Origin of the sequence: Mesorhizobium calcicola (assembly GCF_042682105.1) — a bacterium.
Classification (GTDB): domain Bacteria; phylum Pseudomonadota; class Alphaproteobacteria; order Rhizobiales; family Rhizobiaceae; genus Mesorhizobium; species Mesorhizobium calcicola.
Window position 1 is genome coordinate 1 of record NZ_JBHUGY010000036.1, and the last position, 14514, is coordinate 14514.

Annotated in this window: 10 protein-coding genes and 2 pseudogenes; 4 read left to right on the forward strand and 8 right to left on the reverse strand. The window is 63.1% G+C overall.

Going from position 1 to position 14514, the window contains the following annotated elements:
- Positions 1 to 358 (forward strand): type 1 glutamine amidotransferase family protein (locus ACFSQT_RS23725; RefSeq protein WP_465264370.1); only part of this gene is annotated, 358 nt, incomplete at its 5' end.
- Between the two features lie 112 nt (positions 359 to 470).
- On the opposite strand, the pseudogene rpmG reads toward ACFSQT_RS23725, so the two are convergent.
- The 7 genes and pseudogenes from rpmG to ACFSQT_RS23760 form a co-directional block, all read right to left on the reverse strand.
- Positions 471 to 619: pseudogene (gene rpmG, locus ACFSQT_RS23730) on the reverse strand (50S ribosomal protein L33).
- A 745-nt stretch (positions 620 to 1364) separates the two neighbouring features.
- Positions 1365 to 2541: pseudogene (locus ACFSQT_RS23735) on the reverse strand (MFS transporter).
- Between the two features lie 22 nt (positions 2542 to 2563).
- Positions 2564 to 3304, reverse strand: coding sequence for an NUDIX hydrolase (locus ACFSQT_RS23740; protein ID WP_379022710.1), 741 nt, complete (start codon positions 3302 to 3304; stop codon positions 2564 to 2566).
- Positions 3305 to 3378: 74 nt separating this feature from the next.
- Entirely contained in the window at positions 3379 to 3813 is a 435-nt protein-coding gene (locus ACFSQT_RS23745; protein ID WP_379022885.1) for a DUF983 domain-containing protein, read from the reverse strand.
- Between the two features lie 11 nt (positions 3814 to 3824).
- A complete protein-coding gene (rnr, locus tag ACFSQT_RS23750) occupies positions 3825 to 6131 on the reverse strand; it encodes a ribonuclease R (protein WP_379022712.1) in 2307 nt (768 codons plus the stop codon).
- A gap of 6 nt (positions 6132 to 6137) precedes the next feature.
- Positions 6138 to 8774 carry a type I DNA topoisomerase gene (topA, locus tag ACFSQT_RS23755; protein WP_379022714.1) on the reverse strand — a complete coding sequence of 879 codons (2637 nt, stop codon included), beginning with the start codon at positions 8772 to 8774 and terminating at the stop codon, positions 6138 to 6140.
- 368 nt (positions 8775 to 9142) lie between these two features.
- The gene (locus tag ACFSQT_RS23760) at positions 9143 to 9520 is read right to left on the reverse strand and encodes a COG4315 family predicted lipoprotein (protein WP_379022716.1); all 378 of its coding nucleotides are present in this window, start codon (positions 9518 to 9520) and stop codon (positions 9143 to 9145) included.
- 180 nt (positions 9521 to 9700) lie between these two features.
- On the opposite strand from ACFSQT_RS23760, the gene ACFSQT_RS23765 reads away from it, so the two are divergent.
- Together ACFSQT_RS23765 and glmU are read left to right on the forward strand one after the other, a co-directional pair.
- Positions 9701 to 10447, forward strand: coding sequence for a cytochrome c biogenesis CcdA family protein (locus tag ACFSQT_RS23765; RefSeq protein WP_379022718.1), 747 nt, complete (start codon positions 9701 to 9703; stop codon positions 10445 to 10447).
- Between the two features lie 155 nt (positions 10448 to 10602).
- Positions 10603 to 11979, forward strand: coding sequence for a bifunctional UDP-N-acetylglucosamine diphosphorylase/glucosamine-1-phosphate N-acetyltransferase GlmU (gene glmU, locus ACFSQT_RS23770; protein WP_379022720.1), 1377 nt, complete (start codon positions 10603 to 10605; stop codon positions 11977 to 11979).
- Positions 11980 to 12084: 105 nt separating this feature from the next.
- Here glmU and ACFSQT_RS23775 read toward each other — a convergent pair whose 3' ends face one another.
- Positions 12085 to 12306, reverse strand: coding sequence for a hypothetical protein (locus ACFSQT_RS23775; RefSeq protein ID WP_379022722.1), 222 nt, complete (start codon positions 12304 to 12306; stop codon positions 12085 to 12087).
- A 355-nt stretch (positions 12307 to 12661) separates the two neighbouring features.
- Between ACFSQT_RS23775 and glmS the strand changes: the two genes are divergently transcribed.
- On the forward strand, positions 12662 to 14485 hold the full coding sequence (glmS, locus tag ACFSQT_RS23780) for a glutamine--fructose-6-phosphate transaminase (isomerizing) (protein ID WP_379022724.1): 1824 nt from the start codon (positions 12662 to 12664) through the stop codon (positions 14483 to 14485).
- Positions 14486 to 14514 lie beyond the last annotated feature (29 nt).

A 14514-nucleotide genomic window follows, 5' to 3' on the forward strand; every position in this document is an offset into this window, starting at 1 on the left:
AGCCCTGTTGCTTGCCCGCGCCGGGCTGCTTGACGGTCACAAGGCCACGACCCATTGGGCGTTCGTCAAATGCCTGCAGAGTTTTCCGAAGATCGAGGTCGATACGACGCATGCGCGCTTCATCAAATCCGGCAACCGACTGACCGGTGGCGGCATCTCATCAGGCCTCGACGAAGCCTTGAAACTGATTTCGCTGCTGTTCGATGAGGCGACAGCCGAGGCGGTGCAGGTCACGACCCAGTATTTTCCGCGCCCGCCGGTGGCTGGCAAAATTCCAGCCACGCCACCTTGCCCGGTCAAATGGCGCTCGAGGCGGTCGCACCACGGCAACCCTGAAGCGATTCCAGGAAAAGTGTGAGACGGGCCAAGGGTAGGGTTTGCATTGGCCTCAAGCAGACGTCCGCCCGATGGCCCTGCAAACGAAAACGCCGCCCAATGGGCGGCGTTCGGCATTCGCGGAGGAAACCAGATTACTTGATCTTGGTTTCCTTGAATTCGACGTGCTTCTTGGCGACCGGGTCGTACTTGCGGAACGACAGCTTGTCGGTCTTGGTGCGGCTGTCTTGCTGGTCACGTAGAAGAAAACCGGTGTCGGCGGTCGACAGAGCTTGATCTTGATGTTTGCGGCTTGGCCATGATTTCAGTCCGTTATGTTCGTGGGGTTTTGGCCGCTGGAGCACGGAAACACCCGGACGCGGGAAACTTGGCGCGACACATAAAGAACGTGCCTGGAAAGTCAAGCCCGGCGGTGCTGTCTCTTCCTTCTCCCACAAGGGGGAAGGGAAGGCCGCTCTAAGCTTCTTCCCTAACGGGGGCAACCTTCTCCAGTCCCCGGTCGTGTTCCACCAGCGATTCGGATTGGCGCGGTCGTCCAGCCCCTTGGAGCGGCTGGCGAGGATCGGCTGAATGCGGATCACCGGTTCCTGGTAGCTGTGCGCCTGGAAAATCGCCTCGACCACCCGGGCGGCCAGTGTCTGGTCGTCGGGCAATTCGAACGAAACCTCGACCGTGCCGGGGCGTCGCCGCAACTCGGTTTCGGCGCCGGCGGCCGCACCGTCAAGCGGCCTGTAGCGTTCGATGCCATGCGCCGACTGATAGGCATTGCGGTCGTATTTGCCCATCGCCAGCGGCGCTATCGCAACCACCGCGTCCATGATGCGGTCGACATCGGCGGCCGGCGCCTGGAAGGTCACGAGCAGGGAGCAGTGTCATTCGCAACGAAGTGGTTTCAAAGCCGCTGTCGATCATGGGAGGATCCTCAACTTCAGATGTTTGAGGCAACCTTATAATCGGGGGCTGCTGACACGTTCTGTCAGCAGCGTGTAGTGTCGCCGCGTGAAATGCAGGCTGGAAGAAGTGTCGCGCTAAAGGAGGATCTTGCGGATCAGCCTGACGCTGACCAGGGCGATGTAGGCGGCGAAGAACAGGCCGAGCGACCAGCCGAACCGGATGGACCGACGCATCCATTCCGATGCCGATCGCTTGCGGGCCGAGCACCATGCCGACGCCGTAGCAAAGCACGAAAGCGGCGTTGGCGGACGCCAGTTCGTGGCCGGAAAGCTGCGAGCCGAGGTGGGCAAGGCCGATCGTGTACATGGCAGCGACAACGCCGCCCCAGACGAACAGAAGTGCCGCCATCAGGTGCCAATTCTGGGCAAAGAAGGGCATGAAGATCGTGCCGGCAAGGCCGACGGTGGCGCAGGCAATCAGCAGATAGCGGCGGTCGCGGACGCGGTCGCTGATCATGCCGATCGGGATCTGCAGCAGCACGTTGCCGAGGCCAATCATGGTCAGGAGCAGGGCTGCATCGGCCTCGGAGTAGCCGATACGGTTGCCGTAGACCGGGAACAGCGCAAAGCCGCCGGTTTCGACCGCGCCGAACACCAGCACGGCTGCAGTCGCCGACGGCACCAGCCAGATGTAGCGCAGGAAATTGCTGGTCTCGCCATCGGAGACAATGGTCGGGCTCTCGTTGCGCGCCGCCAGCACCGGTATGGCGGCCAGCGTCACCAGTGCGATGATGACGCCGAACGGCCTGAAGCCGGAACTGCCAAGATGGGCGAACAGCCACGGCCCCGCGGCAAAGCCGAGCGACAGAACAGTGGCGTAGATGCCGAGGACAAGCCCGCGCCGGTGCGGCGGGGCCGAAGTGCTGATCCAGAATTCCGACAGGATGAACAGCACCGTCAGCGCGATATGCAGCACAACGCGCAGCGGAAACCACATCCAGAAATCGGGTGCGAAATGAAAGCCGATGAAGGCCAGGGCGCCAGCGGCGATCATGGCAATCATGGTCCAGGCAACGCCGAACCGCATGGCGAGCGGTGTGGCCAGCGGCGCGCCGGCGATCGAGGCCAGGCCGGCGACAGCCGTGTTGAGACCGATCATCGAGGCCGAATGGCCGCGCGTTTCAAGAATGACGCTGAGCAACGGCATGCCGAGGCCGATGGCGATGCCGACGACGCTGATCGACGAGATCGCCGCCACCATCGGCAGCCAATGTACGCGCTCGTCGGCCTGTGGTTGGGTATCGACCGTCATGGGATGCTGAATACTCGATATTCTACAGAATTTCGCGGGTGAAGCGGTTGCGGACAAGCCGGTAGAAGGGCACGGGGCCACCCGGGCGCAACAGCGGATCATGGGCGAGGCGCTCTTCCAGTTCGCCCAGGATCATTCGGGTGATGTCGGGTATGTCGGCTTCCCTGGCCTTGGCAAGCGGTAGCCAGACCAGCTCTTCGAGTTCGTTTGTCGGGCCGCCCCCCGGCAGTTCGACGGCGACATCGTCGCGCCAGGCGCTGAAGAAGCGCGTGTCGAAGCGGCGCACCCGGTTGGGCGGTGTGATGGCGCGCGCGACGAAACGCAGCATATCGAGAGAGGGGTGCACGCCGTGTTCGGCAAAGCCCTGCCAATCGGCTCTGGCGGTGGCGAAAGCGCCTTTGCGGCCGATCAGCAGCCCGGCTTCCTCATAGGTCTCGCGGATGGCCGACAAGGCGATCGCGCGCGCCCGTGCGACGCTTGTGCGGCCAGGCCCGGCGATCAACTTTGCTTCCTGCTCCGGATGCAATGCGGCGGCGACCGGGACGCGGCTGTCGGCCGGATCAGTGCGGCCGCCGGGAAAGACGAACTTGCCGGGCATGAAGGCGTGGCCGGGGTGGCGGCGGCCCATCAGGACCAGCACCTCATCGCCCTTGCGGTCAAGCAGGATCAGGGTCGCCGCGTCGCGCGGACGAATTGGCTGGCCGCTATGCGCGATCATGCTCCGCTCGATCCTGTCGACTTCCGCCTTGGTCATACCGTCCATGCGCAGGACCTAACGGAAACTTCTGGCAAGCGAAAGCGGCCTTTCACGGTCGGTATGTTGCGCCAGGCGGCGTTTTAGATCCCGGGATGTGGTTCGATCACATCCTTCTCGCCACCGAATCCGTGCATATAGAAGGCCCATTGCAGTCCGATGACGGCACCCTTGACCGGCTGCAGCAGCGCCACCGCCAGGATGATGGTCAGCGGTACCCAGATGGCGATGTGCTGCCACGTGGACAGGGTCGATGTCGCCTCGATACCCATGAAGGCGCCGAGCACGAGGTGGCCGACGATGACGATGACGAGATAGGCCGGAAGGTCGTCGGCGCGATGGTGATGCAGTTCCTCGCCGCAGACGCTGCATGTGTCGACGGTCTTGGTGAAGGCGCGAAATAGCTTGCCTTCGCCGCAATGCGGGCAGCGGCCGAGCATGCCACGCTTCATCGCCGTCCACAGCGGGCGGGCGGCCCGGCCCGAGTGATGTTCTCCGCCGAAAACCTGTTCTTCCATGGCTGTTGTCATCATCGTCTCCTGCCGCGCGAACCCGGTCGCGATTGCGACGCGCGGGCGCGGCCTTTGGCCTTGTGAAACGACCGCTTGGAGTCCGGCAAAGGCTTTGGGTCGGTCAACATCTCGAAGCGAATGGCGCCGGCCATTGGCGCCACTTCGACGAGCCGGACCTCGACGCGATCCGCGAGCTGGTAGCCTTTGCCCGAGCGTTCTCCGAACAGGGAGCGGGCCGTTTCGTCGTATATATAGTAATCGCCATTCAATGTTGACACCGGGATGAAACCATCCGCGCCGTACTGCGGCAATTGGACAAATAGTCCCGATTTGGTGACGCCGGAAATGCGGGCGTCGAACCGGTCGTCGACGCGCTCGGCGAGATAGGCGGCGATCAGCCGGTCGACGGTGTCGCGCTCGGCGGCCATTGCGCGCCGTTCCGTGCCTGAGATCAGCACCGCAACGTCTTCGAGCCGCGCTGCCTCGTCCTGCGTCAGCCCGCCCGGACCGAGGCCGAGTGCGGCAATAAGTCCGCGATGCACGATGAGGTCGGCGTAGCGGCGGATCGGCGACGTGAAATGCGCGTAGCGCTTCAGGTTGAGGCCGAAATGGCTGATGTTCTTCGGCGAATATTCGGCCTGGCTCTGCGAGCGCAGCACCACTTCGTTGACCAGGCCTTCATTGTCGGCGCCGCGCACGCGCTCAAGAATGCCGTTGAACTGGCTCGGCCGCATCTGCGCGCCGCGCGCCAGCGACAGGCCGAGCGTCTGCAGGAATTCGCGCAGCGATTCCTGCTTGGCCAGCGAAGGCGCGTCGTGGACACGGTAGACCAGCGCCTGCTTCTTCGCCTCCAGAGTCTCGGCGGCGGCGACATTGGCCTGGATCATGAATTCTTCGATCAGCTTATGGGCATCCAGCCGATCCGGCACGATGACGCGATCGACGGTGCCATCCGGCTTGAGCAGGATCTTGCGCTCCGGCAAGTCGAGTTCGAGCGGCTGGCGACCGTCGCGGCCACGCTTGAGGATCGCATAGGCGTCCCACAGCGGCTTCAGCACGGTGTCGAGGATCGGGCCGGTCTTGTCGTCCGGCACGCCGTCGATTGCCGCCTGTGCCTGCTGGTAGGCAAGCTTCGCCGCCGACTTCATCATGACGCGATGGAAGGAGTGCCTGAGCTTGCGGCCATCGGCCGAAAAAACCATGCGTACGGCCAGCGCCGGCCGATCCTGGCCTTCGCGCAGCGAGCAGAGATCGTTGGAGATGCGCTCGGGCAGCATCGGCACCACGCGATCCGGGAAATAGACCGAATTGCCGCGCTTCAGCGCTTCGCGGTCGAGTGCCGTGCCATAGCGGACATAGGCGGCGACATCGGCGATCGCCACCGTGGCGACCACGCCGCCTGGGTTGTTCCCGTCGAGGTCTGATGTGGCGAAGACGGCGTCGTCATGGTCCTTGGCGTCGCCCGGATCGATGGTGATCAACGGCAGGTCGCGCCAGTCCTCGCGGTGATCAAGCGTAGCAGGCTTGACCGCTTCGGATTCGGCGATGACGTCGGCCGGGAAGATATGCGGAATGTCATGCGCGTGGATGGCGATCATCGAGACCGCCTTTTCGCTGGTCAGCGAGCCCAGCACGTTGAGCACCTTGGCTCTCGGCAGCCCGTAGCGAGAGGCGCGCGCGGGCTCGACCTCGACCAGGTCGCCGTTCCTGGCGCCGTTCTGGAATTCCTTGTCGACGATCAGTTCGGGCTGGCGCCGTTCCACCGGCTCGATGCGGAAGGTGCCGTCCTGCAGGATGCGAAAGATCCCGAGAACGGCATCGCTGCGCTTCTCGAAGATCTTCATCACCCGCCCGGTATAGGCGGGGCCCGTCGCTTCGTTGGTCGGGAAGGTTTTTGCTAGCACGCGGTCGCCGATGCCTGGCGCCGGGCCGCTGCCGCCGCGCGACACCCGGATCGAGACGACAGGTGGTTCTCCAGTGCCGACGGCCTCCGACGGATGCGCGAGCAAAATGCCATCGCCGTCGCGGCCAAAGATGTCGAGCACGGCGACATGGGGCAGGGCGCCGACGCGGGCGAGCTGCTTGCGCTCCCTGGTCAGGACGCCTTCGTCCTGCAGGTCGCGCAAAATATCCTTCAGCCAGATGCGGTCGTCACCGCGCAGCGCGAACGCCTTGGCGATGTCGCGTTTGCCGGCGCGATCTGGATTTTCGGCGATGTAGCGCAGGATTTCGTCACGCGACGGCCGATAGTCGTCCTTGACCTTGGCCCTCGTGTCGGCGGTGCGCGGATCGCCGTGGCTTCTTCCGGTGATCCTGCGCGCCACGCCGTCCTACCCTTTTTTCTTCGCGGCTGTCTTCTTGGCCGCCGCTTTCTTGGCTGTCGTTTTCTTGGTTGTCGGGGCCTTGGCCGCTGCCGCCTTGCGGAACGGCTTCTTGCCGCCACCGCCCTTGGCTTCCTTCTCGGCAATCAGCGCCAGCGCGTCCTCGACCGTCACCGATTGCGGATCCTTGCCCTTGGGCAGGGTGGCATTGACCTTGCCGAAATTCACGTAGGGCCCGTATTTGCCGTCGCGCACGACGATCTTGCCGCCGCCATCGGGATGGTCGCCAAGTTCCTTGAGGGCTGCCGGTGTGCCGCCATTGCGGCCGCCCTTGCCCTTCGACTGCTTCTCGGCGATCACCGACACGGCGCGGTTGAGGCCGATCGAGAACACGTCCTCGATGCTTTCGAGATTGGCGTAAGTGCCGTCATGCAGCACGAACGGGCCGTAGCGGCCGAGCCCGGCCGAGATCATCTTGGCCGTTTCCGGATGCTGGCCGACATCACGCGGCAGCGACAGCAGGGCGAGCGCCTTCTCGTGGTCGATGGTTTCAGCCGTCCAGCCCTTGGGCAGGCTGGAGCGCTTGGCCTCCTTGCCGTCGCCACGCTGCAGATAAGGGCCGAAACGGCCGCTGCGCAGCGTGATTTCCTCTGACGTGTAAGGGTCCTTGCCAATGACCTTGATGCCGTCCTCGCCGTTGCCGTTCTCGCCATTGGGGTTGGCGGCGTCGCCGAGCTGGCGGGTGAAGGAGCATTCAGGATAGTTCGAGCAGCCGACGAAGGCGCCGAACTTGCCGAGCTTCAGCGACAGATTGCCGGTGCCGCATTTCGGGCAGATGCGCGGGTTCGAACCGTCCTCGCGCGCGGGAAACACCAGCGGCGCCAGTTCCTCGTTGAGCGCATCGAGCACGTCGGTGACGCGCAACTCCTTGATGTCGGCGACGGCGCCGGAAAAGTCTCTCCAGAAATCGCGCAGCACGTCCCTCCAGGCGAGCTTGCCGTCGGAGATCTCGTCGAGCTTTTCCTCGAGGGAAGCGGTGAAGTCGTATTCGACATAGCGCTTGAAGAAGCTTTCGAGGAAGGCCGTCAGCAAGCGGCCCTTGGCCTGCGGCACCAGCCGGCGCTTGTCGATGCTGACATAGTCGCGGTCCTCGAGCGTCTTCAGGATCGCCGTGTAGGTGGAAGGCCGGCCGATGCCGAGCTCTTCCAGCTTCTTGATCAGCGACGCTTCGGAGTAACGCGGCGGCGGCTCGGTGGTGTGCTGGGTGGCGTTGATCGCCTGGCGGGCAAGCTGCTCACCGGCGCGGATCTCGGGCAGGCGGCGGTTTTCCTCGTCTTCCGAATCGTCGTCCTTCTGGTCGGTATAGGCGGCGATGAAGCCGTCGAAGCGCACGACCGAACCGATGGCGCGAAGCTCGGCGGTGCGGGTGCCGTTGACCGCCTCGATCTCGGCCGTGGTGCGTTCGATCTCGGCCGGCTGCATCTGGCTGGCGATGGCGCGCTTCCAGATCAATTCGTAGAGCCGCATCTGATCGGAATCGAGATATTGCCTGACCGATGCCGGGGTGCGCATGAAATCCGTCGGGCGGATCGCTTCGTGCGCTTCCTGGGCGTTCTTGGCCTTGGCGGTATATTGGCGCGGCTTTTCCGGCAGATATTTGGGGCCGAATTCCTTGACGATGGCGTCGCGGGCGGCCGAAATCGCCTCCGGCGCCATCTGCACGCCGTCGGTTCGCATATAGGTGATCAGGCCGGTGGTTTCGCCGCCGATCTCCATGCCTTCATAGAGGCGCTGCGCCACCTGCATGGTGCGGCTGGCCGAGAAGCCGAGGCCCGATGAGGCGGCCTGCTGCAGCGTCGAGGTGGTGAAGGGCGGACCGGGATTGCGCTTGGTCGGCTTGGCTTCCACCGACACCGACTTGAAGGTCGCGCCTTCGAGCATCGACTTGATGTCGTCGGCCTGCGCCTTGTTGGAAATGTCGAGCTTCTGCAGCTTCTTGCGATCGAATGCGGTCAGGCGCGCTTCGAAATTCTCGTTGCGCGGCGTGCCGAGGAGGGCGGCTATCTGCCAGTATTCCTCGCGGATGAAGCGCTCGATCTCGGATTCGCGGTCGCAGACCAGCCGCAGCGCAACCGACTGGACGCGGCCGGCCGAACGGGCACCCGGCAGCTTGCGCCACAGAACCGGCGACAGCGTGAAGCCGACGAGATAGTCGAGCGCCCGGCGGGCGAGATAGGCATCGACCAGCGGCGCATCGATCTGGCGCGGATTGGCCATCGCTTCCAGCACCGACGTCTTGGTGATGGCGTTGAAGACGACGCGGCTGACCGGCTTGTCCTTGAGCGCGCGCTTCTGCTTCAGCACTTCCAGCACGTGCCAGGAAATCGCTTCACCCTCGCGATCCGGATCGGTGGCGAGGATCAGGCCGTCGGCATCCTTGACCGCCTTGGCGATGTCGGCAAGGCGCTTGCCCGAGGCGGTGTCGACCGCCCAGGACATGGCGAAATCCTCGTCCGGACGCACCGAGCCGTCCTTGGCCGGCAAATCGCGGACATGGCCGAACGAGGCCAGAACCTTGTAGTTCTTGCCGAGGTATTTGTTGATTGTCTTCGCCTTGGCCGGCGATTCGACGACGACGACGTCCATGAGGTCTCATATCAGCTGTGGTGCGGCAGAAGCATTCCGCTGCGCGCGACGAAATCTCGTTCTATTTGTCGCTCACATGGCCGCGCTTTTGCATCCGGTCAAGGGGAAGCGCCCAAATTGCAGGGCTGTTCGCAGCGATACACTCTTAGAGTGTATGATGGAAATCACAGAATTCAGCCCGAGGGAGATGGTGGTCCCTGGTCACCAAAACGGCCCCGTTCATTTCAGGCGAGGCGAGGAAAACCAGTCGGACCGCCGCTCCGGGGGAAGGGCGCCACGGTCCACAAAAAAGCTGGCCGCCGGCTGCATGGAGGATGCCCGGCGACCAACTGATGTCCCACCAGCAGGCGGGACATGGCATCGAGGCGCTAGTCGGCCTTGACGACGTGCCAGACGTTGGCGACGCCGTCGCCGCTCATGTCGCCGGCCTTCTTGTCCTTGATGAAGGTATAGACCGGCTTGCCGTCATAGGCCCACATCTTGGTGCCGTCGGTACGGTCGACAACGCTCCATTCGTCATCCGCCTTGGCGCCGGCCTCGGCCTTCAGCGGCGGCCAGTTGGTGGCGCATTTGTCGTAGCAGTTGCTCTTGCCCTTCTCGTCTTTGTCATAGGTATAAAGCGTCATGCCCTTGGCGTCGGTGTAGATCTTGGTGCCATTGACCTCGGCTTCCTTCCACGCGTCGGCGGCGAAGGATGCGGCGGTGCTGAGCAAAAGCGCTGCCAGCCCTACGGTTATGGTTTTCATGGAAATCTCCCTGGCTGATACCTGGAGGCGCACGGGAAATCGCGGCCTCGTTGTGTCAACGCCCTCGGGTCGTGGTTTCTTCCCCGGCCCGCGCATGCGGTGACGACTTGCCACAAAATGGTGATTGGTGGAGAAGCAACGTCGAGCCTATATCGGCGCCGGTACCGTCGGAGTTTTGGAATGGCATTGGACATCGGCTATGTCAGCGCGGTCGGGGCGGGAGCCATCTCGTTCCTGTCACCCTGTGTGCTGCCGCTGGTGCCGCCCTATCTCTGCTATATGGCCGGCGTCTCGGTCGACGATTTTCGCGGCAATGCGGGGATGACGGCGCGGGAAGGCACGCGCGGCGCGCTGCTTTATTCCTCGATTGCCTTCGTGCTCGGTTTCTCGACCGTGTTCGTGGCGCTCGGCGCCGGCGCCTCGACCATAGGCCATTGGCTGCGGGTCTGGCAGGAGCCGCTGGCGATGGTGGCCGGTGTGCTGATCATCCTGATGGGCCTGAATTTCCTCGGCATCCTGCGCATTCCGCTGTTGTCGCGCGAGGCGCGCTTCCAGTCGCAGGGAAAACCGGCAAGTGTGGTCGCCGCCTATGTCATGGGTCTGGCCTTCGCCTTCGGCTGGACGCCCTGCATCGGGCCGGTGCTGGGACCGATCCTGACGCTGGCCGGCGGTCGTGAGACCGTGGGCGAGGGCGCGCTGCTGCTCGCTGCCTATTCGCTCGGTCTTGGTATCCCGTTCCTGATCGCGGCGCTGTTTTCCGGCGCCTTCATGCGCTTCCTAGGCAAATTCCGCGTCCATCTCGGCCGCGTTGAAAAGGCCATCGGCGCGCTGCTGGTCGTCGCCGGTGTGTTTTTCCTGACTGGCGGCGTGCAGACGGTATCCTATTGGCTGCTGGAGAATTTCCCGGTGCTGGGACGGCTGGGGTAGTCCCATTGCCCAAAAATGCTAAATGCGCGCCGTGGGCCAGCTGATTAAGAGTCCGCTGCTTCCGCCATCTCACCGGAATTTAACCGCATTGGTGCAGCATGGCGCCACTGCTATCCTGTCTTGATTCCCAACCCTTTTCATATGGTTGTCCGTCCATGAGCCAGAGATCCTGCCTGTCCGTCATCCTAGCCGCCGGCGAGGGCACACGCATGAAAAGCGCGCTGCCGAAGGTGCTGCACCAGATTGCCAGCCTGCCGATGGTCGCCCATGTGGTCAAGGCGGCCGAAGCCGCCGGTGCCGGCAGCCAGGCGCTGGTGATTGGTCATGGCGCCGACGAGATGCGCAAGGCAGCGGCAAAATTCGCGCCGACAGCCGAGACCTTCGTGCAGGAAAAGCGCCTCGGCACCGCGCATGCCGTGCTGGCCGCGCGCGAAGCGATATCAAAGGGTTACAGCGATATCCTGGTGATGTTCGGCGACACACCCTTGATCGACGCCGACGCGCTCACCATGGCGCGGCTGAAGCTGGCGGAAGGCGCTGCCGTCGTGGTCATCGGTTTCCGCCCGCCCAATCCGACCGGCTACGGCAGGCTGATCGAAAAAGGCGGCAAGCTGATTGCCATTCGCGAGGAGAAGGACTGCTCCGAGGAGGAGAAAAAAATCGGCTTCTGCAATGCTGGCATGATGGCGGTGGCCGGCAGCCAGGCGCTGACGCTGCTCGACGCTGTCGGCAACAAGAACGCCAAGGGCGAGTATTATCTCACCGACATCGTCGAGATTGCCAGCGCGAAGGGACTCGATGTCGTCGCCACCGAAGCCAGTTTCGAGAGCGCGCTCGGCATCAACAACCGCGCCGAACTGGCGCAGGCCGAAGGCATCTGGCAGGCGCGCCGCCGCCATGAAGCGATGCTGTCGGGCGTGACGCTGATCGCACCGGAAACCGTGTTCTTTTCGCACGACACCGAAATCGGCACTGATACGATCGTCGAGCCCAATGTCTGGTTCGGTCCAGGCGTGAAAATCGCTGGCGGCGCCAAGATCCATGCCTTCAGCCATATCGAGGGCGCCACCATCGCATCGAATTGCGATGTCGGGCCATTCGCGCGGCTGCGACCGGGTGCCGATCTCAGGAACAAGGCCAAGGTCGGCAATTTCTGCGAGGTCAAGCAGGCGACCATCGAGGAGGGCGCCAAGGTCAACCACCTGACCTATATCGGCGATGCGCGCGTTGGCGCGGGCGCCAATATCGGCGCCGGCACCATCACCTGCAATTATGACGGCTATTCGAAATTCTTCACCGACATCGGCGAAGGCGCCTTTGTCGGCTCGAATTCCTCGCTGGTGGCGCCCGTGTCGATAGGCAAGGGCGGCTACATCGCTTCGGGCAGCGTGATCACCGAAAGCGTGCCGGACGATGCGCTGGCCTTCGGCCGCGCCCGCCAGAAGACGATCCCCGGCAAGGGCAAGGAATTGCGCGAGCGCTTTGCTTCGGCCGCGGCGGCGAAGAAGAAGGCCGCTGGCGCCGACCACTAGCGCAGTTCGCCGTTTCACGGAAACCGCGAACCGCGCTAACTCTTTGTTTTGACGCAATTCCGGACGGAAAACCGTTTCACACTTTTCCTGGAATTGCTCTAGCGGTCAGCCGGTCATGTCCCTGCCGAAGATGGCTGTCACCTCGATCTTTCCGACGATAGCCTTGTTGAAATCATCGAGATCCTCGGCGGGTATCCAGTATCCCAGATGGGCCTTGCTGCCGGCGTGCTCGACCCGGTAGCGGTCGACAAGGCTTTTCAGCACGTTAAACCGCGTCACGAAGCCTGCTCCGCTTGCCGGCACGTTCCAGTCGCGCGCGATCTGCACGGCATTGGCTTCCGACAGGACCGGATAGAAATCGGCTGTTCGGGCCGGCGTGGCGGAAATGCCCGCATGTCCGAAGCCTCGATGAGCTTGAGCTCTTCAGGCCCGACCGGGCGCCAGAGTGCAATGGTTGATAGGGTTTCATTCATGGTCGGAGCTTAGCCAAATGTTTCCCGAAGGGAAACCGAATGGCTGAAAAACCGAACGATTGCAGTAACCGGATTGCAAGAGCGGTCTGTCATGGTGCATGCGTGCAAGAGCGTTCCGTTACATCGGACGAAATGCAATGTGACTTTCGCGGCAGGCCGGCCATCCCTAAATAGTGCTGGTTTTCCATGGGGAATTGGGGACTGTCTGCATGTGCGGTATCGTTGGAATCGTCGGCCACTCGCAGGTTGCGCCGCTTATCGTCGACGCGCTGAAGCGGCTCGAATATCGCGGCTATGACTCGGCCGGTGTCGCCACCATCGAACATGGTGAGCTTGCCCGCCGCCGCGCCGAAGGCAAGCTGATCAACCTTGAGCGCCGGCTCAAGGACGATCCGCTTGATGGCACGATCGGCATCGGCCACACGCGCTGGGCAACGCATGGCGTGCCCAACGAGACCAATGCGCATCCGCATTTTTCCGACGGCGTCGCCATCGTCCACAATGGCATCATCGAGAACTTTGCTGAATTGCGCGACGAACTGGAGCGTGACGGCTACAGTTTTTCTTCGCAGACCGACACCGAGGTCGTCGCCCATCTGGTGGCGCGCGAACTGGCCAGGGGGCTGAAGCCGGTCGAGGCCGCGCACCAGGCGCTGAAGCGGCTGGCGGGCGCCTTTGCACTGGCGATCATGTTCAAGGGCGATGAGGACCTGATCGTCGGCGCGCGCAATGGTCCGCCGCTGGCTGTCGGCCATGGTGACGGCGAGATGTTTTTAGGTTCCGACGCCATCGCGCTCGCCCCGTTCACCAATTCGATCACCTATCTCGAAGACGGCGATTGGGCGGTGGTGCGCCGTGAAGGCGTCACGATCTTCGACATTGACGGCAAAAAGGTCGACCGCAAGCGCCAGCAGTCGCTGTCGACCAGCTTCATGGTCGACAAGGGCAACCGGCGCCATTTCATGGAAAAGGAAATCCATGAACAGCCCGAGGTGATCTCGCACACGCTGGCGAATTATATCGACTTCGTCGGCGGCGTGTCCAAGCCGCTCGATCTGCCGTTCGATTTCGCCAAGATCGAGCGGCTGGCGATTTCGGCCTGCGGTACCGCCTATCTCGCCGGCCTGATAGGCAAATACTGGTTCGAGCGCTACGCACGACTGCCGGTCGACATCGATGTCGCCTCCGAATTCCGCTACCGCGAAATGCCATTGTCGAAGAACGACGCGGCTTTCTTCATCTCGCAGTCGGGCGAGACCGCCGACACGCTGGCCTCGTTGCGCTACTGCCGCAAGGCGGGGATGAAGATCGGCGCCGTCGTCAATGTGCGTGAATCGACCATGGCGCGCGAATCCGACGTGGTGCTGCCGACGCTCGCCGGCCCGGAGATCGGCGTCGCCTCGACCAAGGCCTTCACGTGCCAGCTTTCGGTGCTGGCATCGCTTGCCGTGCGCGCCGGCGTGGCTCGCGACACGATCTCGCGCGAGCAGGAAAAGACCTTTGTGCGCGAACTGGCGGAAGCGCCGCGCTACGCCAACCAGGTGCTGAAGCTCGACCATCAGATCGAAAAGATCGCGCGCGACCTCGCGCACTACAAGAACGTGCTCTATCTCGGCCGCGACACCAATTTCCCGCTGGCCATGGAAGGGGCGCTAAAGCTCAAGGAAATCTCCTATATCCACGCCGAGGGCTATGCCGCGGGCGAGCTAAAGCATGGGCCGATCGCCCTGATCGACGAGAACATGCCGGTCATCGTCATCGCGCCGCACGACCGCATCTTCGAAAAGACCGTGTCGAACATGCAGGAAGTGGCGGCGCGCGGCGGCAAGATCATCCTGATCACCGACCGTAAGGGGGCGGCACTGACGAGCGTGAAGACGATGGAGACGATCGTGCTGCCGGACGTGCCGGAAATCATCTCGCCGATCATCTACGCGCTGCCGATCCAGATGCTCGCCTATTTCACCGCTGTGTTCATGGGCACCGATGTCGACCAGCCGCGCAATCTGGCGAAATCGGTGACGGTGGAATAGCTCTCGGCAAATCTCGATCTGCCACCGAT